The organism is Streptomyces sp. NPDC006872 (genome assembly GCF_040635845.1).
Lineage (GTDB): Bacteria > Actinomycetota > Actinomycetes > Streptomycetales > Streptomycetaceae > Streptomyces.
Genome location: NZ_JBEYIL010000003.1, coordinates 535,708 through 558,095 on the forward strand (window position 1 = coordinate 535,708; position 22,388 = coordinate 558,095).

At 66.2% G+C, this 22,388-nt stretch carries 20 protein-coding genes, 1 tRNA gene and 2 pseudogenes; 12 read left to right on the forward strand and 11 right to left on the reverse strand.

Translation table 11 applies throughout. The annotated features are described in order from the left end of the window. Window positions 1-261: 261 nt before the first annotated feature. A tRNA-Gly gene (locus ABZ725_RS11425) sits at window positions 262-335 on the reverse strand. A 513-nt stretch (window positions 336-848) separates the two neighbouring features. Here ABZ725_RS11425 and dcd point away from each other — a divergent pair. Both dcd and ABZ725_RS11435 read left to right on the forward strand, forming a co-directional pair. Continuing rightward, complete coding sequence (gene dcd / locus ABZ725_RS11430; protein ID WP_358802457.1) at window positions 849-1,424, forward strand: dCTP deaminase; 576 nt, start codon at window positions 849-851, stop codon at window positions 1,422-1,424. Further along, window positions 1,421-1,624, forward strand: a pseudogene (locus ABZ725_RS11435) (phosphoribosyltransferase family protein); the annotation flags it as partial. The gene dcd and the pseudogene ABZ725_RS11435, both read left to right, overlap by 4 nt. A gap of 756 nt (window positions 1,625-2,380) precedes the next feature. Here the strand turns inward: ABZ725_RS11435 and ABZ725_RS11440 are convergent. The 4 genes from ABZ725_RS11440 to ABZ725_RS11455 form a co-directional block, all read right to left on the reverse strand. Next, window positions 2,381-3,565, reverse strand: a complete 1,185-nt coding sequence (locus tag ABZ725_RS11440) for a hypothetical protein (RefSeq protein WP_358802458.1) — start codon at window positions 3,563-3,565, stop codon at window positions 2,381-2,383. Then, window positions 3,562-3,927 (reverse strand): hypothetical protein, encoded by a 366-nt coding sequence (locus ABZ725_RS11445; RefSeq protein WP_358802459.1) that lies wholly within the window; start codon window positions 3,925-3,927, stop codon window positions 3,562-3,564. Before ABZ725_RS11445 ends, ABZ725_RS11440 begins: the two co-directional genes overlap by 4 nt. A gap of 247 nt (window positions 3,928-4,174) precedes the next feature. Further along, window positions 4,175-5,263 carry a patatin-like phospholipase family protein gene (locus tag ABZ725_RS11450; protein ID WP_358802460.1) on the reverse strand — a complete coding sequence of 363 codons (1,089 nt, stop codon included), beginning with the start codon at window positions 5,261-5,263 and terminating at the stop codon, window positions 4,175-4,177. A 363-nt stretch (window positions 5,264-5,626) separates the two neighbouring features. Next, complete coding sequence (locus ABZ725_RS11455; protein WP_358802461.1) at window positions 5,627-6,979, reverse strand: tetratricopeptide repeat protein; 1,353 nt, start codon at window positions 6,977-6,979, stop codon at window positions 5,627-5,629. Between the two features lie 193 nt (window positions 6,980-7,172). Between ABZ725_RS11455 and ABZ725_RS11460 the strand changes: the two genes are divergently transcribed. Further along, window positions 7,173-7,739, forward strand: a complete 567-nt coding sequence (locus ABZ725_RS11460; RefSeq protein ID WP_358802462.1) for an ATP-binding protein — start codon at window positions 7,173-7,175, stop codon at window positions 7,737-7,739. 320 nt (window positions 7,740-8,059) lie between these two features. Then, the gene (locus tag ABZ725_RS11465; RefSeq protein WP_358802463.1) at window positions 8,060-8,362 is read left to right on the forward strand and encodes a hypothetical protein; all 303 of its coding nucleotides are present in this window, start codon (window positions 8,060-8,062) and stop codon (window positions 8,360-8,362) included. Window positions 8,363-8,772: 410 nt separating this feature from the next. Here ABZ725_RS11465 and ABZ725_RS11470 read toward each other — a convergent pair whose 3' ends face one another. Beyond that, window positions 8,773-9,552, reverse strand: coding sequence for a GntR family transcriptional regulator (locus tag ABZ725_RS11470; RefSeq protein WP_358802464.1), 780 nt, complete (start codon window positions 9,550-9,552; stop codon window positions 8,773-8,775). Between the two features lie 168 nt (window positions 9,553-9,720). Between ABZ725_RS11470 and ABZ725_RS11475 the strand changes: the two genes are divergently transcribed. The 7 genes and pseudogenes from ABZ725_RS11475 to ABZ725_RS11505 form a co-directional block, all read left to right on the forward strand. Continuing rightward, on the forward strand, window positions 9,721-10,068 hold the full coding sequence (locus ABZ725_RS11475) for a hypothetical protein (RefSeq protein ID WP_358802465.1): 348 nt from the start codon (window positions 9,721-9,723) through the stop codon (window positions 10,066-10,068). After that, window positions 10,068-11,369, forward strand: coding sequence for an FtsK/SpoIIIE domain-containing protein (locus ABZ725_RS11480; RefSeq protein ID WP_358802466.1), 1,302 nt, complete (start codon window positions 10,068-10,070; stop codon window positions 11,367-11,369). Before ABZ725_RS11475 ends, ABZ725_RS11480 begins: the two co-directional genes overlap by 1 nt. After that, window positions 11,366-11,563 carry a hypothetical protein gene (locus ABZ725_RS11485; protein WP_020130201.1) on the forward strand — a complete coding sequence of 66 codons (198 nt, stop codon included), beginning with the start codon at window positions 11,366-11,368 and terminating at the stop codon, window positions 11,561-11,563. The genes ABZ725_RS11480 and ABZ725_RS11485 overlap by 4 nt, the downstream gene beginning before the upstream one ends. Window positions 11,564-11,862: 299 nt before the next feature. Beyond that, window positions 11,863-13,218: a replication initiator gene (locus tag ABZ725_RS11490; protein WP_358802761.1), complete on the forward strand. Its 1,356-nt coding sequence runs from the start codon at window positions 11,863-11,865 to the stop codon at window positions 13,216-13,218. Then, window positions 13,215-13,406: a helix-turn-helix domain-containing protein gene (locus ABZ725_RS11495; protein ID WP_358802467.1), complete on the forward strand. Its 192-nt coding sequence runs from the start codon at window positions 13,215-13,217 to the stop codon at window positions 13,404-13,406. The genes ABZ725_RS11490 and ABZ725_RS11495 overlap by 4 nt, the downstream gene beginning before the upstream one ends. Window positions 13,407-13,447: 41 nt before the next feature. Continuing rightward, window positions 13,448-14,665 carry a tyrosine-type recombinase/integrase gene (locus tag ABZ725_RS11500; RefSeq protein WP_358802468.1) on the forward strand — a complete coding sequence of 406 codons (1,218 nt, stop codon included), beginning with the start codon at window positions 13,448-13,450 and terminating at the stop codon, window positions 14,663-14,665. Window positions 14,666-14,756: 91 nt separating this feature from the next. Next, window positions 14,757-15,086 (forward strand): annotated as a pseudogene (locus tag ABZ725_RS11505) (phosphoribosyltransferase family protein); the annotation flags it as partial. Between the two features lie 88 nt (window positions 15,087-15,174). On the opposite strand, the gene ABZ725_RS11510 reads toward ABZ725_RS11505, so the two are convergent. Next, complete coding sequence (locus ABZ725_RS11510) at window positions 15,175-15,369, reverse strand: hypothetical protein (RefSeq protein WP_358802469.1); 195 nt, start codon at window positions 15,367-15,369, stop codon at window positions 15,175-15,177. 136 nt (window positions 15,370-15,505) lie between these two features. On the opposite strand from ABZ725_RS11510, the gene ABZ725_RS11515 reads away from it, so the two are divergent. After that, complete coding sequence (locus ABZ725_RS11515; protein WP_358802762.1) at window positions 15,506-17,017, forward strand: SDR family oxidoreductase; 1,512 nt, start codon at window positions 15,506-15,508, stop codon at window positions 17,015-17,017. Window positions 17,018-17,290: 273 nt separating this feature from the next. Here the strand turns inward: ABZ725_RS11515 and ABZ725_RS11520 are convergent, their stop codons facing one another. The 4 genes from ABZ725_RS11520 to ABZ725_RS11535 form a co-directional block, all read right to left on the reverse strand. Then, window positions 17,291-17,515: a cold shock domain-containing protein gene (locus tag ABZ725_RS11520; RefSeq protein WP_358802470.1), complete on the reverse strand. Its 225-nt coding sequence runs from the start codon at window positions 17,513-17,515 to the stop codon at window positions 17,291-17,293. A 184-nt stretch (window positions 17,516-17,699) separates the two neighbouring features. Next, window positions 17,700-18,473, reverse strand: a complete 774-nt coding sequence (locus ABZ725_RS11525) for a hypothetical protein (protein WP_358802471.1) — start codon at window positions 18,471-18,473, stop codon at window positions 17,700-17,702. Between the two features lie 235 nt (window positions 18,474-18,708). Beyond that, the gene (locus ABZ725_RS11530; RefSeq protein ID WP_358802472.1) at window positions 18,709-19,815 is read right to left on the reverse strand and encodes a Yip1 family protein; all 1,107 of its coding nucleotides are present in this window, start codon (window positions 19,813-19,815) and stop codon (window positions 18,709-18,711) included. A gap of 176 nt (window positions 19,816-19,991) precedes the next feature. Beyond that, window positions 19,992-22,286, reverse strand: coding sequence for a (Fe-S)-binding protein (locus tag ABZ725_RS11535; protein WP_358802473.1), 2,295 nt, complete (start codon window positions 22,284-22,286; stop codon window positions 19,992-19,994). Between the last annotated feature and the right edge of the window lie 102 nt (window positions 22,287-22,388).

Below are 22,388 nucleotides of genomic sequence, written 5' to 3' on the forward strand. Positions count from 1 at the left end.
CCGGAACCGGCCCATCTCGTGCTGAGGCGACCGCGTTCGCGCTAATGGGAGGGGCAGGTGTCGCCGTTTGGGTCGAGCCGACAGGTTCCGTCCCTCCGGCGACGACCGGCAGCAGGAAGTTGTAGTCGGCCTCGATACGGCCGTTCGCAAGGCACGACAGGAAATGCAGGAAGTGCAGCTAGCTGTCACCATGCCAGCCGCGGAGACGGCCGGCCCCGCTGATCAAAAAAGGCCCCGGTCGATGACCTGGGCCTTGGCTTTTGGAGCGGGTGACGAGAATCGAACTCGCGCTCTCAGCTTGGGAAGCTGATGTTCTACCATTAAACTACACCCGCGTAAGACGCCGGTCACTGCCGGTGTCGGAACGCTCCGTCACTCTACCTCATGCCAGGCCCCGGGCGCTGAAGCCCTGGGGTCCGGGTGCGTTTCAGGGGTGGGATCCGGGTGCGGGGGACCGGAGTTGGGGCGTACGGTGGGGGTGCGGAAGAGGGGCCGGGCGGGGTCGGAGTGCCGCCTGGAGGGTCGTCCCGTTCGTCCCGTAATGTGGCTTTCAGTGTCCGGCGAGCAGCAGCCGGACGCGGCTCTTTGGGGAAGGGACTCTAGGACTTGATGGAGCGCACCGTCGTCCGTTGTGCCGATGGGCACGTGTTCAGCACCGCTTCGTTCCCGATGCAGCAGGCCGAGCGGCTCGGTCCCGGGCGACTCGTCCGGTGCCCTCGTTGTGCCCGGTTGCGAAGTGTCGTGCCGGTGATTCTCGAGAAGCGGTAGGCAAACCGGCCAGTCAGCGGCCCGGCGCGTGGAGTCGTCCCGATTGTGGTGGCTCCGCGCGCCGTGCGTATCCTCGGGACGTGCTTCTCTCAGACAAGGACATCCGGGCCGAGATCGACGCCGGGCGGGTACGGATCGACCCCTACGACGAATCCATGGTGCAGCCGTCGAGCATCGATGTACGGCTCGATCGGTACTTCCGGGTGTTCGAGAACCACCGGTACCCGCATATCGATCCGTCCGTCGAGCAGGTCGACCTGACCCGGCTGGTGGAGCCCGAGGGCGACGAGCCGTTCATTCTTCATCCTGGTGAGTTCGTGCTCGCCTCCACGTATGAGGTCATCTCGCTTCCCGACGATCTCGCCTCGCGGCTCGAGGGGAAGAGCTCCCTCGGGCGGCTCGGGCTCGTCACCCACTCCACCGCCGGGTTCATCGACCCCGGGTTCAGCGGGCATGTGACGCTCGAGCTGTCCAACCTCGCCACGCTCCCCATCAAGCTCTGGCCCGGGATGAAGATCGGCCAGCTGTGCATGTTCAAGCTCACCTCGCCGGCCGAGTCCCCGTACGGCAGTGAGCGGCACGGGTCCCGGTATCAGGGGCAGCGCGGTCCGACCGCCTCCCGGTCCTTCCTCAACTTCCATCGGACCCAGGTATGAGTGACGCGGGCGTGGCTCGGGAGGAGCTGAGTTACGAGCGGTTCGGGGTCGCCGTCCGCGAACTCGCGCAGACGATCGCCGACGACGGGTACGTACCCGACATAGTCCTCAGCATCGCCCGCGGGGGCGTCTTCGTCGCCGGTGGGCTCGCCTACGCGCTCGACTGCAAAAACCTCCACCTGGTGAACGTGGAGTACTTTGGGCTGGCTGCTTAGCACTCGGTGTCTGGCCATGGCAAACGGGCAGATGAGGCGATCTGTAGGGCTAGTTTGATCTTGCTGTTCGTTTGCGTTAACTGTTGCTGATCATGGTCCGTGTGCTGAGCTGGTGCTGACCGCTCAGTGCCCGCTCGTCCCGGCCCTGGGCGGCTGGGCGCGGTTGTGATCGCGCCCTCGCGTTTGTGGGTTGGTTACCCGTAAGCGCGCACAGAGCGGCGGCTCATCAGAACGGCAGCTCTGGCCTGGCAGCCCCGCCCTCCTTTGATGGTCATGACCCGTTCATGGAGGGCACGCGTGGCCGCCTTGCGGGCCTACCGGGAGCGGAGTTCGTTGTCCAGTTCGTCGGCGACCAAGGGCTTGCAGATCACTGGCATGTCGTCTTGATCTTGTTGTTGGGTAGGCTCAGGGCATCGCCGGCAGGGGCAGGCACAGGTGTCGGGCTCGGCGCAGAGGCAGGCACAGGGGCAGGCATGGTGTTCGGGGTGGTCCGGGCGCGGTAGGCGATCCAGGCGGGCTCGGCCGGCGTCGAGGGAGTCACGGACCAGGCGGCCGTCCCCCATGCGTGCGGCGGCGCGTGCCTTGTGGGCGTACAACTGCACACCGACGGAATGCGTCTGGTCGGCGACATGTCCGGCCTCTACGGCCTGGAGCATGTCTTGCCAACGCCCCTGGGTGAGCGCTCGAATGGGCCGTAAACGGTAAGTCTCTCGTCGACCTCGTCCAGGCAACCGCCGTGGATCAACGTTCGAATGTTCGGCGCGAAACCATTTCCGATGCAACTGCCGTCGAACTGAGGCACACGGCCCTTTGAAGGTTGATCTGGTTCTCATCATCTCGGAGACGCCAGAGAGCCAGATCATTAAGTGCCCGCCCAACCACGACTGCGATAGTTCCGAGCGGCTCATTCATATCTTCACCGTTCAAATATCGGTCACTTGTCTGGTGAATACCTAGTTCGTGATCCGTCGGACGAGGGCCCCCCTTAACGGCGATCGCGTATCGTGCCTCCCTTAGGATTTCTTGCGTCACGCCATGCGGGAAGTTATGTCGCCCGCCTCCGGAAGCGCAGGAAATAAGGCTAAACTTGGGACTCACGCGCTCGACCAGTTCAAGGTTGACACCATGTTTTGAGCCGTGGTGTGGCACCTTGAATACATCCGCCTTCAGATAATCCCCGCTAGACAAACGCGGGAATTCTGTCTCTACTTGAGCCCAGCTTACAGTTTGAGCATCCGCACCGAGAAGTAGTCGATTCCCTCGCCTGTGACTGTAGTCATGCCTTCGCTTTCCAAGCTGAGCGACCTGCATCTTCGGGTATTCAACTAGTAGCGCTATAGATGAATTATTGACATCAAATCCTCTCTCTTCAAATCTGTGCTTCAATGCAACGGAAGGCGCTACAACAGTGAGCTGAACCAGATCTCCAATCCTTTGTTCGTATCCACTCGTTGGCAAGCAGTGACCTGTGATGTGACGCCTATCTTCGATTGTTGTACACATGTCGAAATAGCTCTGACTAGGCAACGGGCAGCCCGGTTCCCAGAACTCTCGAACTCTATACGAGCTCAGAAGCTTTGCCATGCCGTAAATGTGGTCTCTGTGAGGATGTGTGGCGATCGCTATTTCAATCTCGCCATTCCAATCACGAAGCAGTGGCGTGTCACTCAGGGCACGTATCAGTCGATCAACCATCTTGAATCGGGCAACGTCGACTACCACAACGGCGCGTCGGCCATACTGTTCAGGAAGGAGCAGAATTTGGGCATCACCATTTCCGACGTCAAGAAGAAAATAAACTAGATCTGTTGATTTAATGTCGCTTATGAAATCGCTTCTTTCGCTCAGTCCTGCGATAGTCTCGAAATCGGAGAGGGTTGTTGGAGAAGACCTGGTCATCGCTGCGACATTCCCCTCTAGAATCATGATTCGCCGTGTGGCTCATCTGACAAAATCGCGATAGTCTCTTCATTGTTCAGCGGTGGGGTATGTGTAGCCAACAGTGCCACACGAGCCAGCTCCCATGCCTCGGATGTAACGTCATAAAGAGGCGACGGGATAAGTTGGGTTAGATCATCACCTCGCACTACGTGCTCTGGTTTTGGCCAGGCTCTAGGAACTACCGCCATTCCAAATACCTCCCCTTCCTGGACGGGAATTCCTTCTTGGCTGATGCCGAAAACCACGCGCTCCTTGTTGCTGAGGTCGTGAGCTGCAATATCAAGAAGGACGGTCTTCTCGTCGTTTTCAATAGTGCTGGATGGCAGGCCAGGAATGGGTAGAAACATGAGACGCCCCCTACTGTCGAGCGTCGGCCAACTTGACACTTCCATCGTTATTACGTCTGTGGTCACCTCATCGGCTACGGCATAGCAGAATTGACATCCGCTCCATCTGCGCATTATTGCCTGTATGTTTATAGCTTTACCGTTCTCGACCGACTGTGGGTCCCAGGAGCTCGCCACTTGGGCCACGACCCTTTTTGGCAATTGCAAGTATGTGCCGTGCTCCATCATTGACTCCACCGCCTCGAATTCAAAGCAAGGTTTCAGGGAATGGGAATTCCTTTGGGGGTGATATGGAGCTGTCAACATATCTCCGCAATGCTGCATCGCATGCCGCATATCCCCAGTTGACCAACTTTAGCGAATCCACTGTGCCCGGAGATGCTAGTCGGGTGCGTATAGCGGCCAAGCGAAGCGTCTCTGTGTGGGGGCTTGGCAAAGAATCGAGAAGTCCATAGTCCTGGACGTTCGTTCGAATTCCCCAGTATGTGCCACCCCGGGCGCCACTCTTGTATTGGTCAATGATCGCCCGTTTGCGCAGCGACCGAACTTGGCCGTCTTCGACCGCAAGGACGCGTCGCAATTGACCGAGCCAGTTTGTATGCGGCTTCAACACGCTTTCGAAAGCGCCGCCGCCATCACTCGCAAATAGCATGGTAAAGCGCTTGACGGTCTCAAGCCCCAAATTATCGTATATTCCCCCGTCGCTCAGAATGATCCGCGATATGCCGGGTTTGCGCTCAAATTTAGGGTCGACCCCAGGAAGGGTCCACATGTGTTGAGGAATCTGCAAGATCATGGGCGACAGGAAGGGGGGGAATGCGGACGAGGCTGCGACTACCGTGCCTAGATCGAACTCGGGATTCTCGATTCCTCCAACTTTGTAATCCCTGGCATACGGTTTCGAGAATCGCCAGAGTGAACCACTCTGCAGGTTTGTCGCATTAAAAACGAACCGTGGATGGTCGGGAATCTGCTGCAGTGTCGTCGAGCCGTAAAGGTGCTTTCTGTAGGTGGCGGCCACCCTGCGGGCGCTACCTTCGAGAGTGACGAATCCTTTTGCTATGGATGGCGCGTCAAGGGTGCGGCGGGAAAATGCCAGCAGGGGTTCGAGCACATGAGCACGGTATGAATCTGGCAAGTTCGGCCCAGTCATCAAGGAATCCCATTGTGTCGCCAATTGCGCTGCGATTATCGATCCCCCAGATACACTGGACACCCGGTCCAAGCGTTCCAGCCACCCCGCGTCGCACAACCGATACAGTGCGCCAGCGTGGAAGAGCATCGCACGGTAGCCTCCGCCAGACAATGACAGAGCTGTAGAAGTCTCGGCACTCATTGCTTGCTCAACCTCCTGAAGCGAGGTGATGAGAGTTCCGAGGATCCGGGCGAACAATCCCTATGTTTCATTCGAACACCCGGCCCGTTCAGGCGCATCTTGGGACCAAGGTTCGCGGGTTCACCGGGGGGATTGGTTCAGTGGCAACGGAGCACAGCACGCCCTGAAGCCATGACGGAGGTCGAGGCGGACAGGCCCGGACAGCACAGCACGGTCCCTTCGCCTGATCGGCCTCTGGCGCCGTGTGGCCTAAGAGCGAGTTCGTGCATGGCTGGCAGTGGTAGGACCCGCCTTGTCGACGGCATTGTGATCCGGGTCCGTCGGACGGCCGTCGGGCTCTCGGAACCAGACGTCTAGGCCACCTCAGAAGGGGAGCTCGGGTCTGGCTGCTCCTCGTTTGATGGTCATGACCCGTTCGTGGAAGTCGCGGGTAGCCGCCTCGCGGGGGTGGCGGGAGCGGAGTTCCTTGTCCAGCTCGTCGGCGACTAAAAGCAGGGACGGGAGCGACTTGCGGTTGGCATCGAGAGCTGTGGTGCCCATGCCGATTGCTTCCTCTATGTCGCCCGTGCGGGCGGCCGCGACTCCGAGTGTGAGACGGGCTTCCGCGGCGCGCATGGGGGAAATCTCGGTGCCATCGGGGCCGGTGCTGATGTTGATCACTGAGCGGGCGTGGGCGGCGGCGCGTTCGTCATCTCCGAGGAGACGGTAGGCGTCCATCTCGTAGAAGTCCCACTTGTCGGGGTCGATGATGAAGTGGTGTTCGGGGTGGTCCGGGCGCGGTAGGCGATCCAGGCGGGCTCGGCCGGCGTCGAGGGAGTCACGGACCAGGCGGCCGTCCCCCATGCGTGCGGCGGCGCGTGCCTTGTGGGCGTACAACTGCACACCGACGGAATGCGTCTGGTCGGCGACATGTCCGGCCTCTACGGCCTGGAGCATGTCTTGCCAGCGGCTTTGCGTGAGGGCGAACCATGCTTCGATTTCCCATGCCCACGCCATGATTTCGCCGTGGCCTGCCTCCTGGCCGATGCGGAGTGCGGCGGCCTTGCTGAGGTTGGCGGCCTCGCGCTGGCCTCGGTCGTACTGGACGCACGCGTTGAGCAGGAAGAGCCATCCGGTGTCGACGAGTAGTTCCCGGTGCTGGCGGAGCGTCATTCGGCCTTCGAGCTGCTTGGTGACGTATTGGAGGCCGTTGCGGGTGCGGTCGTGGAGGTAGTCGGCATCGGCGTACGGGTACGCGCGGGCCAGTTGGTCGATGCCCTGTTCGATCGATTCCAGGGCGGCGCTGTTGATGCTGGACATCTCCGTGCGCCTCAGCATCTCGGCGATGTCCCACAGGCCGGCTCCGCCCTGCGCGATCAACGTGCTGGGGTCCTCGGTCCGGGATGCGGGGGACGGTCGTTCCAACTCCCACGGGCGCGGCGCGAGTCCCGCGAGATGGCCAGGGATGCGTAGGCCGTCGACGACTTCGAGGATCTTGTAGTGCTGGGTGATCCGTGGGCGGACGCCCTTGCCCTCGGTTTCGGGGCGGGCCATCTTGCCGATGTGTTCGCGCTTGTAGCCGACGGCTTCGGAGATCTTGGCGTAGCTGATGTGGCCGTGGAGCCTGGCGAGTCTGAAGACCTCGCCGAAGTCGTGGTTGGCGATCGCCGACCGCACGTCCGCGCGCTCCAGTACGTGCGGCGGCAGAGCTGCCGGTGTCGGTGCTGCCTCGGCCATCTCACTTCCCCATCGTGATTGACCTGACGCCCGTCGTCAGATCGGCTCTCTCGATCTGCACTCACGTCCTATTTCCGAGTGTACCGGTGAGGGGGGTCCCCAAGAGGGGGGAGCGGCAGGTGGGTTGAAGGGTGCACCCTCATCTCCCTGCCGGGAACGCCTCGGTAGACGTGACCTGAGACGGGGCCCGTTCATGGACGCGAGAAGAGCGCGATCACATGCGCACTTAGCGAGTGAACTGGACGCGCACGCGCACTGGTTCGCCGCGCCGGATCCTTCGTCCGGCGGGCACTACCTGACCCTGACCCTCTTCACCGAGTGCGACAACGTGGCCCGCGTCGCGCGGGACCAGACGGCCGAGTTCCTGCGGGGCGTGGGAGCTGGTGAGGCGGTGGACGACGCCCGGCTGATCGTTTCAGAGCTGGTCGGCAACGTCGTGAACCACGTGGTGCCGGAACGCTCCCTGACACGTCCTGGCTGCTCCCGTCGTGTCGACGTGCACTTCAAGGTGTGGCCGAAGTGGCTGTTCATCGGGGTCGCGGATGAGGACTCGTCACCGCCGCTGCTACCGCTCGGTGACACGTTCTGGCCGGGCCTGATGGAAGAGCTGTCGGAAGCGGTCCTGCCGGACAGTGGCCGGGGACTGCTGATCATTCAGCGTTTGGCGGCGGCGGTCTGGTGGACGCCGGAAGACCGGGGCGGCAAGACCGTGTGGTGCCGAATCGACCTCGACGGCGGAACTCGGGGCCATCCGTCCTGATGATCTCCGGCTGTCGTCATCCGTGTCACTCCCTCGGGAGTGGTCCGACAGCCGGGAGCCGGAGGGCGAGCCCTCCGGAGATCGGGGCGTGGCTCCTGGGCTGGTTCGCTGAGTTCCCCACTCAGTGCCTGGGGGCCACGCCTCACAACCTCATACCGAGACCGGGCCACCCTCTCAGCCCTGGAAAGCAAGGGGTGGCCCGGTTGGGGAACGCGAAGATCCCCGGTGCCTGATGGTACCGGGGCCTTCGTGCTGTGTATCCGCCCTGGACCAGCCAGAGTTGACGATCCGTTATCTAGATCAGGGCAGAGGTGGAACACGTGAGCGGCTCGGGTGAGGGCTGGGCGAGTGATGGACTGGACGATGTGGCCGGGGTCGGATCCGGTCTGTGGGTGCGCGGCGTCGACTACATGGCGGGTTGGCGTGTGGCGCGTGAGGCCGCCGATCAGCTGAACTTTGCGCTCCTCTTAGCAGAGTTCGAGCCGTCCGAGTTACGGGCTTTAGCGGCGACAGACGACGACGGGCGCGGGGTGGTGCGCCTGGTGGGTCTGCCCGCTGCGGCCGTCCGGCTCTCGGGGCTCCTGGAGAAGCTCGCCGACGGCGACAGCGGTGGTGCGCGGTGAGGGGTGTTTCCGCTGGTGGGCGGTGCACATGGGCACGTCGCCGGCCGCAGAGACTTTGGGCGGGAGCTGCCATGGGGCGAGTGAACAGGGGGCCTTACGCTCGCCCGGCGAATCGGGCAGGTACTGGACCTGCCCGCGGTTGTGCCCGATGGGCCCCCTGTTCTTCGAGGCTCGCCCCATGGTGGCTGCCTAAAGTCTCTGCGGCCGGCGACCCCCGGCCACCCACGCCCCGGCCCTCGACGGCCGGTCGGCGCTTCGACTCCTGGGGCTGGCTGCGGTGTGGGGCGTCCGGCGCTCGGCCGGGACCGGCGGCCACGCCGCATGCCCGGCCGGGGCGGCCGGGCGGCCCGGCGCGCCGCAGGCGCGCCCTTGAGGAAGTGAAGACTGTTTCGACCGATTACCGTTCGCGGTCACGCCCTCCCGCGTCGGGTGGGCTCCTTGTCGGCGGTGATCCGGTAGCCGAGTGCGGCGCGGTCTGCTCCGATGCGGAGTTCTTCGAGGATCAGGGCGTCGCTGTCGGTGCCGCAGGTGACGCGGGAGACGTGCAGGACCGGGGTCGCGTCGGGCAGGCGCAGCGCGGTGCGCTCGTCGGGCATAGGCATGCGGGCGCGTACCGTCTCGGACCACCACAGCTTGTGCCCGGCCTTCGTCAGCAGCGCGTACACCGTCGCAGGATCGGTGTCCGGTGCCTCGGCGAGAGCGGGTACGGCCTCGGCGGTGGTGAAGGGGATCAGGGTGCGGTGCATCGCGCGGGCCCCGGTCGCGGGGTCGGCGAGCAGGCGGTCACAGCCGAACAGGGCGTCCTCCACCTTGAGTTCCAGTTGGTGGGCGGTGGCTTCGGTGGCGTGGGTGCGGTAGGTGGTGGGCTCTTCGGTCTGTTGCCAGGCGGCTACGCCGTACAGCGTGAAGTGTCCGGCCGGCGTCTTGCCCACGTAGCGGGAGATGCCTGCGGCGGGGCCGCGGTCGGCGCGGACGAAGCTGCCCTTGCCGTGGCGGACGTCGATCAGCCCCTCCGCGCGCAGGGCGGCGACCGCGTTGCGGACGGTCGGCCGGGACACCTGGTAGCGCTCCATGAGCTGCGCCTCCGACGGCAGGGGAGCGCCGGGTTCGTGCTCGCCGGACAGGATCGCTTCGCGGATGGCGGCGGCGACCTGCTGGTAGAGGGCTCCGGGGCGCTGGATCTCCGACATCTGGGCATCTCCGACGGGTCGGGGTCATAGGCACGTCGCACGCGCGGCGTCACTCGTCAGCATAAGTACTTGCGCTCTCGCCGTACAGCACCACACACTCATCACTCGTAAGGACAAGTGACGTCAGTACCAGACTGGCGTCTCGACTGGCCAAGGAGGCCAAAGATCATGCAGTCCATTCCCGTGGACACGGCTCGGTTGGGCGTACTGCGGTGCGCCATCGCGCCGGAAGTGAAGATCAGCAACTCCGAGACACAGGAGGTGAAGAGGGACCGGGACGGCAACCCCGTCTACACCGTGGCCGTGACCGTGCGGCAGGACCGGCGGCGGATCTCCGTCATCGAGATCGCCGTCAGCGGCGAACCGACCGGCATCGAAGAAGGACAGATCGTCAAGGTCACCGGGCTCATGGCGTTCATGTGGGCGATGGGCGACCGCCACGGCGTCAGCTTCCGCGCCGACGCCATCACCCCCGTCCGTGCCACTGCCGCGCACGGCAAGGGCGGTGATGCGTGATGGGGCCGATCGTGCTCGCCTTCGCCCTGGCCGTGCTGGCCTGGATGCTCGTGGTCGGCGACCTGGTGCGCCGGCATCGGCCGGTCTGGGACTGGTACCTCGTCGGCTACCCGGTGACTGCCTGGCGGGTGGCCTGCACCTGGCGGCGGGTCTCTGTCCTCAACGACCTGGCGGTGTCCCGGCTTCCGGCCCGGACCCTCGTCGGTCACCTGCTGGTCAAGGGCGACCCGGTGCGGCCGGTGGCTCCGCGCTGCTCCTTCCCCCGCGCCACCCCCATGGGCCTGACGCTCACGATCCGGCTGCATGCGGGGCAGACCCCGGCGACCTACCTGAAGGCGGCGGACGCCTTCGTGCACGCCTGGAAGGTGCACGCGGTGCGGGTCACCTCGCCGGAACGCGGGCTCGTGCTGCTGACCGCCATGGCCCATGACCCGCTGGAGCGGCCGGGCTTAGTCACGGCCCCGGCCGAACTCCTCTCCGCCCTCATCGGGGCGTTGGAGACGGGCGGGGCGTGGGTGATGAACCTGCGGCTCGTGCCGCACTGGCTCATCACCGGGGCCACCCGGTCCGGCAAGTCCACCCTGATGGCCCGGCTCATCACCCAACTCGCCACACAACGCGTCGCCCTGGTCGCCGTCGACTGCAAGGGCGGCATGGAACTCGGCCTGTTCACCGCACGGCTCAGCGCGCTGGCCACCTCGCGACGGGAAGCGGTCGCGGTCCTCTCCGCCCTCGTCGTCGACATGCACGACCGGATGAGCGCCTGCCGGTCGGCAGGGGTCCGCTCCGTCTGGGAGCTCCCGGACAAGCTCCGCCCCGTCCCGGTCGTGGTCCTGGTCGACGAGATCGCGGAACTGTACCTGTCCGACGGCACCCGCGAGAGCAAGGCGGAAGCCGAACAGTGCTCGACCCTCCTGCTGCGGCTCGCCCAGCTCGGAGCCGCCCTCGGCATCCACCTGGTGGTGGCCGGCCAACGCGTCGGATCCGACCTCGGCCCCGGCGTCACCGCCCTGCGCGCCCAACTCGGAGGCCGCATCTGCCACCGGGTCAACGACCCCGGCACGGCGGAAATGACCCTCGGCGACCTCAACAAAGACGCGGTTGCCGTCGCCCAATCCATCACGCCGGAAGAGCGCGGGGTGGCCGTGTGTACCGGCCCTGACGGCGGATGGAGCCGCGCCCGCTCCCACCTCACCCCCACCGACGAAGCCGTGGCCACGGCCCGGAAATACGCCGCGATGACCCCGGAACTGCCCCTCGTCGCCCGCGCCCTCGCAGCGCTGGAAGGAGAGTCCAAGTGATCAGCGAAGGTACGGCGTTCACGTTCGCGGTGATCTTCGGGATCATCACCGTCCTCCTCGTCCGCTCCCGCGACGTCCGCGCCTGGGAAGCGGTCTGCGTCGGCCTCTTCGGCGTCTACCTCGGCCAGACCCCCGTGGTCTTCACCATCCACGGCCTCGTGACCTGGTTCATCAGCGGCTTCTCCCACACCTGAGCAGAGAGGACACCCCAGTCATGCCTATGCCTCGCGTGAGGTGCCCGTACTGCAAGGGCGACGGTGCCCGTCGGACCTGGACGGGGCGGATCCGGCGCTGCCGCGTCTGCCGCGGTACCGGCACCATCCGCTGAACCCGTCCCGCCGCCCCGACCAGTCAAGGGAGTGATCCCCATGACCCACCTCGCACCACCCACCCACATCCGTGCCGCTGCGGCGGCCCACCCCGGAAGGTCACCACCATCACCCCGGACTTCACCCCGGCTGACAGGCGCGCCGCCCTCGACCGCGCGGCGCGCCTGCGTCAGCTCACCGAAACCGACCGTGATGCCATACGCCTCGCCCAGGACCCCAAGTTCTCGCGCTGGCTGGAGCAGATCACCGCTACCGGCGGCTGCTCCCACCCCGTCCACCTCTCCGGCTCCACCACCACCCTGGACGGCGAGACGGGCGAGATCCTCCGCCGCTACGACACCCGCGACGAACCCGGCGAACGCCTCCTCATCCGCTGCCGCAACCGCCGCGCAACCATCTGCCCGGCCTGCTCCCGACTCCACGCAGGCGACACCTTCCATCTCATCCGGGCGGGCCTCCTCGGCGGCAAGAACGTACCCGCCACAGTCCGCCACCGGCCCCGGCTCTTCGTCACCCTGACCGCTCCATCCTTCGGCCCGGTCCATCGCGCTGGCGAACGATGCCGCCCCCGGCGCGACGGCGGAACCTGTGAACACGGCCGTCCCCTCGGCTGCGGCGCGGTCCATACGCCGGACACACCTGTCGTGGGCCAACCCCTTTGCCTGGACTGCTACGACCACACAGCACACGTGCTGTGGCACGCGCACGCCTCCAAGCTGTGGGACCGCTTCGTGATCGACGTCCGGCGTCGGCTCGCCTCCTCTGCGGGCATCGTGCAGTCCCGCTTCGCCGCTCACGCCCGCCTGTCCTTCGCCCGCGTCGCCGAGTACCAGAAACGGGCCGGCGTCCACATCCATGCCGTGGTCCGCCTCGACGGACCGAACGGACCGGACGACGAACCCCCGGCCTGGGGCACTGCCGAGCGTCTGGCCGACGCTGTACGGTCCTCCGCCGGGCGCGTCCTGGTCCGGACCCCCTACAGTCCCGCTGTCGGCGAACTTGCCCTCACCTGGGGCCCTCAGATCGACATCCGTCCTCTCCGGGCGGACGGCGACGGTCCCGACGATGACGCTGTGGCCGCGTACGTCGCCAAGTACGTCACCAAGGGTGCGGACGAGACCGGCGCCGGCACTGACCACAGGATCACCACCTGGGACGACGTCGCTTCGGTACCCGTGAGCGAACACGTCCGTACGCTCATGCGCGCCTGCTGGCGTCTCGGCGGCCTCCCGGAGTACGAGCCGCTGCACCTGCGCGCCTGGTCTCACACCCTCGGGTACCGGGGCCACATCCTCACCAAGTCGCGCGCCTACTCCACCACCTACGCGGCACTTCGCGCCGAACGTGCCCAACACGTCGGTCACACCGACATTCCCGACACGATCACGGAAAGCCGCTGGCGCTACATCGGATCCGGCCACACCTCGGGCGCGGCCCTCATTGCCGCCGGAATCGCCGAAGATCTCGCCCACAACCGAGAGGCCGTCCGAGACGAGTGCAAGGGGGCTGTCCGCTCATGAGAGGAGGCTCCAACCGGCTTCTGACGCCTGCTCAGACCGCCGAGTTTCTGTCGGTGTCCCTGCACACGCTCTACGGCAACTGGAGGGCGTGGGGGCTGACCGGCTACCGCGTCGGCAAGCATCTCCGCTTCCGAGAAAGGGACTTGGAATCCTGGTTAAGCAGACACGTCGTTAATAAGCACGTATAGAATATTGGTGCTGAGTAGATCGAGCGAAGGGGGACCCTGTCATGGGTTCGATCATCAAGCGGTGTGACTGTCCCGTCACGGCATGGGACCGGTGCCCGCATCCCTGGGTGACCCGCTGGCGTGAGCCTGGTGGCCGCTCGGGGCGGCAGCGAGAGAAAACCTTCGAATCGGGCGCGACCGGCAAGAAGTTAGCTGCCAAGTGGGAGCGCAAGGTTGAACGCGACAAGGACACCGGGTCGTACATCGACCCTGAGCAGTCCAAGAGGACGTTCGCCGACGTCTGGGACGAGTGGCTGAACGCGGGCTCGGACGAAGATCAGTTGGCGGTGTCCTCGCGCGCACAGTACGTGAGCATCTACAAGAACCACTACGCCGAGTTCTTCGGTCCGCGCCCCATCGCCTCCATCACTGGCAGTGATATCACCAAGTGGGAGACGCTCCAGAAAGAGAAGGGGTACAAGCCGTACGGCATCCACACGCGCAAGGTCGTCCTTGCCTCGCTCTTCAAGTACGCCTGGACCGCCGAGATCATCCCGCGTAACCCCTGCAAGAAGGCAGAAGCGCGCAAGCGCAGGGATCCGGCCTACCGTCCGATCGATCCGGCCGAAGTGCCGACAAGCGGTGAGGTCGAGGCGATCTTCGAGGAGATCAAGCCCTACTACCGCTCGGTGGTCTGGAGCATGGCGGGGTGCGGTCTCCGGGTCGGTGAGGCCCTGGCGCTGTGCGAGCAGAAATGGGAGCAGGGCACCGGCTTCGTGAAGGTCAACGCCCAGCTTTCCAGCTTCGGTGCGAACGAGGGCGCGGGCCGTGGAACGGCGATCCGGGATGAGGTGAAGTGGTCTCGGACGGGTCGCAAGGTCCCGGTCCCGGAGATCACTGACGAAGCGTGGCGCGCTCACATCGCCACCTATGGCACCTGGGGCGACGAAGGATGGTTCTACGAGTCCGAGACGTACGCCAACCGCTTCCCGTCGCGGACGACGTTCGCCGTCCGGTGGAACAAGGCGATCGAGGATGCGGGCCTGGGGCACAGGGGTCTCACCCCCAAGTCCCTCCGGCACTACTTCGCCTCGGTGGCCATCGCGGCCGGCGTCCCACTCCCGGAGCTGGCCGTATGGATGGGGCACGCCAGTAGCAAGACAACCGAACAGGTGTACATCCATCTCCTTCCGGGTGCCGAAGAGCGGATCAAGGGTGCCGTGGCGCGGGCCGTCGCCCGTGATCTGTCCGAGTCGCTGAGTCGGATCCGCACGGCGTAGCTGGTGCTGACTCGGCCACACGTGCTGAGCTGGTGCTGAGTTGAGGCGCAATAGCCGGGCATATTGCTTGGTGATTGCGCCTCTTAACTTTAACGTGGAGTTCTATACCGGGGTGGGGACGACCCTCGAGATGCCCGTCATGCTCGCGCCCGTCCCCAACGTCATCGACTTCTCCGACAAGAAGGTCCTGATCACCGACGACGTCGCCGACACGGGCAAGACGTTGAAGCTCGTCCGCGACTTCTGCCTGGACGCCGTCGCCGAGGTGCGCAGTGCCGTCATCTACGAGAAGTCGCACTCGCTCGTGAAGTGCGAGTACGTGTGGAAGCGGACCGACGACTGGATCAACTTTCCGTGGAGCGTCCTGCCTGTAGTACGTAAGTCGGGGGAGCCGATCACTCCGTCTAAGGATGCGCTCTGACCTGCGGGTTCTTGCGGCTGCTTCCGCGTGTGCAGGGCACAGGGCTGTCGACTGAAGACCCTTGGTCATCTGGGCTGCGAGCGATGTGTCAACCGTCCTCGGCCAGGGACGTGGGTTCATCACCTTCGCCGTAGCGGTCGGCGCGGAGGCGCTGCTGCGCTGTCTGCAGCCGGGCCATACGTGCACGCGACACTTGCGCCGACCGGACCGCATCGTCACCCGGGCCGGTCCAGAGCGTCGTCGCGACTGCGAGGTTGCGGTGCTCGCCCTCGGCCCCAAGCATGGCCTCAGGGGAACAGCGACAGAGCCCCTCCGAGGGGCGCATCCAGGGAAGACATGAGAGCCATGACGCTTCTTGCGGCCCGGTCCGCCGGCCGTCGCCGGACAAGGCGCACCAGACCGGCATGCGTGCGATCGGCATGACCGACGACGACCGGCCGCTGCGCTGTCTGGTCACCGGCGCCACCGGTTACCTGGGCGGCAGGCTGGTGCCGGAGTTGCTGGCGGCGGGGTACTCGGTGCGCTGCCTGGCCCGCTCGCCCGGCAAGCTGCGGGACCATCCGTGGGCCGGGCGGGCGGAGATCGTACGCGGGGACGTGACGGACGAGGCGTCCGTGCGCGCGGCCATGGAGGGCATGGACGTCGCGTACTACCTGGTGCACGCGCTGGGCACCGGGCGGGGTTTCGAGGAGACCGACCGGCGCGCGGCCGGGATCTTCGGCGAGCAGGCGCGTGCCGCCGGAATCCGGCGGATCGTCTACCTCGGCGGGCTGACCCCCGTCGGCGTACCCGAGCACGCGCTCTCACCCCATCTGAGGTCCCGCGCCGAAGTGGGCCGCATCCTCCTGGCCTCGGGCGTGCCGACCGCCGTACTGCGGGCGGCAGTGATCATCGGGTCGGGTTCGGCCTCGTTCGAGATGCTGCGCCATCTGACCGAGCGGCTCCCCGCCATGGTGACCCCGAGCTGGGTGCGCACCCGCATCCAGCCGATCGCCGTCCGCGATGTGCTCCGCCTCCTCGTGGGCTGCGCGCGGCTGCCGTACGAGGTGAGCCGGGCCTTCGACATCGGTGGGCCGGACGTCGTCACGTACCAGGAGATGATGCGGCGGTACGCCGCCGTCGCCGGGCTGCCGAAACGCGTCATCGTGCCCGTTCCGTTGCTCACCCCCCGGTTGTCGAGCCTCTGGGTCGGTCTGGTCACCCCGGTGCCGGGCGCTCTCGCGCGCCCGCTGGTCGAGTCACTGAAGCACGAGGTGGTCTGCGCCGAGCGGGACATCGTCCGTTACGTGCCGGACCCGCCGGAGGGGCCGCTCACCCTCGATCGGGCGATCGGACTGGCTCTGCGGCGCGTGCGGGACGCGGACGTGGCCACCAGGTGGTCCTCGGCCTCCACTCCTCGCGCCCCCAGCGACCCGCTGCCGACCGACCCCGACTGGGCGGGCGGGAGCCTCTACACGGATCACCGCGAGCAGACGGTCGCGGCGTCGCCGCGTGCGCTGTGGCGGGTGGTGGAGGCGATCGGCGGCGAGAACGGCTGGTACTCCTCGCCGCTGGCCTGGTCCCTACGGGGCTGGCTGGACACCCTGGTGGGTGGTGTCGGCCTGCGCCGGGGCCGCCGGGACGCGACCCGGCTGCGGATCGGCGACAGCCTGGACTTCTGGCGAGTGGAGGAGATCGAGCCGGGCCGGCTGCTCCGGCTGCGCGCGGAGATGCGGCTGCCGGGCCTGGCCTGGCTGGAGATGGCCGTCGACCGGGATCCACAGGGGCGCACGGTGTACCGGCAGCGGGCCCTGTTCCATCCGCACGGTCTGGCCGGGCACGCCTACTGGTGGGGCGTGGCCCCCTTCCACGCCGCGGTCTTCGGCGGCATGGCCCGCAACATCGCGGCCGCTGCCGAATCGGCTGCCCCTGAACCGGCCCGTACCCGATGAGAGGTGGCGGGTTCACCCTGGATCGACTGGTACGGCGTCGGGCCTGAGCGTTGGGGCCCTGAGCCGAGTAGCCGGCTGACGTATGTATATAGGGGTGCGCACCGCGCAGGCCTTGCCTTGGAGCCTCAGCGGTCGATCCGACGTCGGCGGCTCGGAGGACGGCCGTGCGGTTGGCGGTTGCTCACTCGCTGCTGCCGTGACCACCAGCTCCGCATGTCGCACCGAGGTGAGCAGCGGGCGTGCACCGTCGTTGATGTCAGGTGTGGATTTGTTTCAGGTTGACCGGGGCACGATATCGACCGCGCGGTAGTCGTAATCGTCCTGTTTGAAGCCGGGGGCTTCCCACGTGAGGTCCACTTGCTGTCCGGGTGACAGCGTGTGGTGACCCGTCGTCCGGATGTCGGCGTAGTGGCCGAAGCAGCCACCGGGGGTCTCGGGGGAGTCGAGCACGCCCCACCCTTCCTCGGCGTACCACTCGCGGACGGTCGCAATCACCATGAACGACACCGGACGGGCTCTGTCTGTGCCGGCCTGCCGGTCACGCGGAAGTACCCTGGCCGGTCGCCCGCTCGGAAGTACCTGCTGCGGGAAGGCGGCCCGTGTGGCGTGGGGTGGGGCGGGGCCGGCGCCATTCTGGTGGCGGCCCCGCCCGGTCAGGTCCGGGTGTGTTCGTTCCTTCGCGTCACTTCACGCGAATCGCCCTGACGCCGTAGCGCTCGAAGTCGTAGATGTGGTCGTTCAGTCGGAGGCCGTCGATCGCGCCGATCCACATGAAGTCCCGTCCCTTGCCCACGGCGACCGTGTAGATGGTCGGCCTTGCCTGGAGGGTGCGGAACGAGGCCTTGAGCTGGGTGAAGGTGCAGCGGGCGGCCTGGGTGCAGCTCGTCTCGTTGCCGGTGAGGTACCAGTAGCCGGTCTTCGTGGCGTCGATGAACGGGCTCCAGCCGCTTGTGACCGGGGATGCGTTCGGCACCCACACCAGCGTGGAGTAGTCGTCGGTGGACGTCACATCCGGGTCGATCTCGAACCTGATGTTCGGCATGTTCGTCGGGCCTCCGTAGCCGACGTTCTCGTTCGTCTGGAACACGTGGAAGCCCACTTGCCGCACCCGCAGCACCTGTTGGCCGAAGAAGTCCACTTCATTGCCGAAGTCGACCTTCTCGCTGGGAGGGGTCAGCGTGGTGGAGTTGTTCGCCACCTCGATGCCGAGGCTGCCTCGCCCGTACGGCGGTCTGGCGACAGCGGCCGGCGTGCCGAACGGGCCGAAGGGTCCGTTGCGGAGTTCGGCGACGGGGGAGCCGATCGTGTTGCGGGCGATCACGCCCCAGTGGTCCGAGTGGGCTTGGTTGTCGTCCGTGTTTGCGGCTGCCGAACCCGGAAGGGTCGCGGCGCTGAGGGCGACCAGCAGGGCGGCCACAAGCACCGTTCCCCGCCTCATGCCAAAGCGAGCTTTCACGCACACTCCTCGTAAGAGGTTTGGTTGTAGGGAACAGTCACATTATATTACGCTCTGTAGTTATGATGGTGCGACATGCGACTGTTCGGCTGGTTTGTCCAGCCGTGTGTTCGTGAAATCTCGCTTTCGGTGACGGCATGCCAAGAGCCCCCGGCCACCCGCCGAGGGCCCTACTGGTGTCCGCCAGGTACTGGCCGGTGTCTGCCAGGTACTACTGGCCGGTGTCCGTCAGGTGCTAGAACGTGCCCAGCTTCACGATCGACAGCAGCGCCAGCAGCTGGATCGAGGACGCGCCCAGCGCCTTCGGCCACGGCAGGTCGTGGGAGCGGCTGACCATCAGAGTCAGGAGGGCGCCGGCCGCCACCCAGGTCGCCCAGCCCAGGAGCTGTACGAACGACGCGTCGCCGCCGAAGAACATCGCGACGACCAGACGCGGCGCGTCCGTCAGGGACATGATCAGCATGGAGAGGCCGACCGTGGGCTGCCAGGCGCCGTCGCCGCCGAGCTGGCGGGCCAGCGTGTGGGTGACCACGCCCAGGACGAGCGAGCTCAGCACCATCGCCACGGCCGTCGTCAGGACGATCGGGATCGCGTTGGAGAGCGTCGCGTTTATCGCGTCCTTGCGGGCGCCGTCGAAGCCGAAGACCGCGAGCAGTCCGTAGAGGAACGTGACGACGAGGGCGGGGCCCCACATCGCGTAGTCCCGCATCTGGAGGAACGTCTGGTTGGGGGCGACGACGATGCCCTTCAGCAGTTCCTTCCAGTGCAGCCGCGGACCGACCGGGCCCGCCGGGGCCGCCGCACCGGCGTGGTACGTACCACCCTGGTTGTACTGGTCGTACTGGTTGTGGTCGTCGACCGAGAAGGCCTGGGTGTGACCCGGGTTGTTCGCGGCGTACGGGTCGTACGGGGCGCCGCCGGGGCCGTTGCCCGGAGCACCGGGCCCACCCGGACCACCGGGGCCGCCGGGCGCGCCGTACGGGGCGTCGCCGCCGAAGTACTCCGGCTCGTCGCCGCTCTGTCCGCCCTGGCCGCCGTATCCGCCGCCGTTCGCCTGCGGCCACTGGCCGCCGCCCGCGCCCGTGCCGCCGTACTGCGGCCGCTGCTGCTGCGGGTACGGCTGCTGGGCCGAGGGGTAGCCGTACGACGGGCCCGAAGGCCGTGCCGACTGTCCCTGGGGCGCCTGCCCGTACGGGGGTTGTTGCGGTCGCGCTTGGGGGGCGGGGTTGTCCCGGCCGCGTCCGATCCTGAATCCAGCCACGTCATCGAACGTACCTGGTCCGGCCGACTCGTGCGGCTGGGCGGGGCGTACGGGGACGGGTTTGCTGCCGAGCTGTGACATCCCCTAGGGGGTGGATCTGAGGGTGCCTCAGGGGGTCTCACCAGGCCTTGAGGGAGCTTCAGGGTGCACGACGGCGCCCCGGGTCCTGTGACCCTGGGCGCCGTCGTGCATCCGTCATGGGGAACCTGTCACCGCTGCCGTCACCGCATCGGCCACGGCATCGGCCACGGCATCCGTCACTGCACCGGCGTCGGCTCCGGCGCGCTCTCCGTCTCCGCGTCGCCCGCCGGGGGCTCGTCGTCGGTGACGGGGGTCTTGACCGACTCCAGGAGGAGCTGGGAGACGTCCACGACCGTGATGGACTCCTTGGCCTTGCCCTCGTTCTTCTTGCCGTTGACCGAGTCCGTGAGCATCACCAGGCAGAACGGGCAGGCGGTCGAGACGATGTCCGGGTTCAGGGACAGGGCCTCGTCGACGCGCTCGTTGTTGATGCGCTTGCCGATCCGCTCCTCCATCCACATCCGCGCGCCGCCGGCGCCGCAGCAGAAGCCGCGCTCCTTGTGGCGGTGCATCTCCTGCTGACGCAGGCCCGGGACGGCCGTCATGATCTCGCGCGGGGGCGAGTAGATCTTGTTGTGGCGGCCCAGGTAGCACGGGTCGTGGTAGGTGATGATGCCCTCGACCGGGGTCACCGGGATCAGCTTGCCCTCGTCCACCAGGTGCTGGAGCAGCTGGGTGTGGTGGATGACCTCGTAGTCGCCGCCGAGCTGCGGGTACTCGTTGCCGATGGTGTTGAGGCAGTGCGGGCAGGTGGCGACGATCTTCTTCGCCGACTTCGGCTTGCGGGACTCCTCGGTCACCTTGCCGTCGTCGTCCAGCTCCTCGCCGAACGCCGTGTTCAGCGCCATGACGTTCTCCATGCCGAGTTCCTGGAACAGCGGCTCGTTGCCGAGACGCCGCGCCGAGTCACCCGTGCACTTCTCGTCGCCGCCCATGATCGCGAACTTGACGCCCGCGATGTGGAGCAGCTCGGCGAAGGCCTTCGTGGTCTTCTTCGCGCGGTCTTCCAGGGCTCCCGCGCAGCCGACCCAGTACAGGTACTCGACCTCGGTCAGGTCCTCGACGTCCTTGCCGACCACCGGGATCTCGAAGTCGACTTCCTTGAGCCACTCGAGGCGCTGCTTCTTCGCCAGGCCCCAGGGGTTGCCCTTCTTCTCCAGGTTCTTGAGCATCGTGCCCGCCTCGGACGGGAACGCGGACTCGATCATCACCTGGTAGCGGCGCATGTCGACGATGTGGTCGACGTGCTCGATGTCCACCGGGCACTGCTCGACGCAGGCGCCGCAGGTGGTGCAGGACCACAGGACGTCCGGGTCGATGACGCCGTTCTCCTCGGCGGTGCCGATCAGCGGGCGCTCGGCCTCCGCGAGGGCCGCCGCGGGCACGCCCGCCAGCTGCTCCTCGGACGCCTTCTCCTCGCCCTCCATGCTCTTGCCGCCGCCGGCCAGCAGGTACGGCGCCTTCGCGTGCGCGTGGTCGCGCAGCGACATGATCAGGAGCTTGGGGGAGAGCGGCTTGCCGGTGTTCCAGGCGGGGCACTGCGACTGGCAGCGGCCGCACTCGGTGCAGGTGGAGAAGTCCAGCAGGCCCTTCCAGGAGAACTGCTCGACCTGGGAGACGCCGAAGACGTCGTCGTCGCCGGGGTCGGTGAAGTCGATCGGCTTGCCGCCCGAGGTCATCGGGAGCAGCGCGCCGAGCGAGGTCTCGCCCTTGGCGTTGCGCTTGAACCAGATGTTGGGGAAGGCGAGGAAGCGGTGCCAGGCGACGCCCATGTCCGTCTTGAGGGCGACCGTGATCATCCAGATGAAGGAGGTCGCGATCTTCAGGCCGGCGAAGAAGTAGGTGAGGTTCTGGAGCGTGGAGACGTCCAGGCCCTCCAGCGCCGACACCACCGGGTACGAGATGAAGAACGAGGCCTCGTAGCCGTCCACATGGTGCTGGGCGCCCTCCAGCGCGTGCAGCATGAAGATGCAGACGCCGACGATGAGGATGACGGCCTCGACGAAGTACGCCTGGCCGAAGTTGGAGCCGGCGAAGCGGGACTTGCGGCCCGGCTTGTTCGGCTTGTTGAGCTGGCGGATCACGATGAGGGTCAGGATGCCGAGGACCGTCATCGTGCCGATGAACTCGACGAAGACGTTGTACGGCGCCCACTCGCCGATGATCGGCAGCATCCAGTCGGCCTGGAACAGCTGGCCGACGGCGTTGACGATCGTCAGCAGCAGCGAGAAGAAGCCCACCGCCACGAACCAGTGCGCGACACCGACGATGCCCCAGCGGTTCATCCGGGTGTGGCCGAGGAATTCCCTTGCCACGGTGACGGTGCGCTGGACGGGCTCGTCGGTGCGGGTGCCCGCGGGCACGCTCTGGCCGAGCCGCATGAAGTTGTAGATCTGAAGGATCGCGCGGGCGAACAGGGCCACGCCGACCACGATCAGAACCAGCGACACGATGATCGCGGCGAGTTGCATTTGGGGGCTCCTCGGGCCTGCGAGGGACTTCGGTAGAGATTACTAAGCGGTAACTTATGTAGTCCGTCTGAGAGTACCCCTCATTCTGCGTCGCACTGTAGC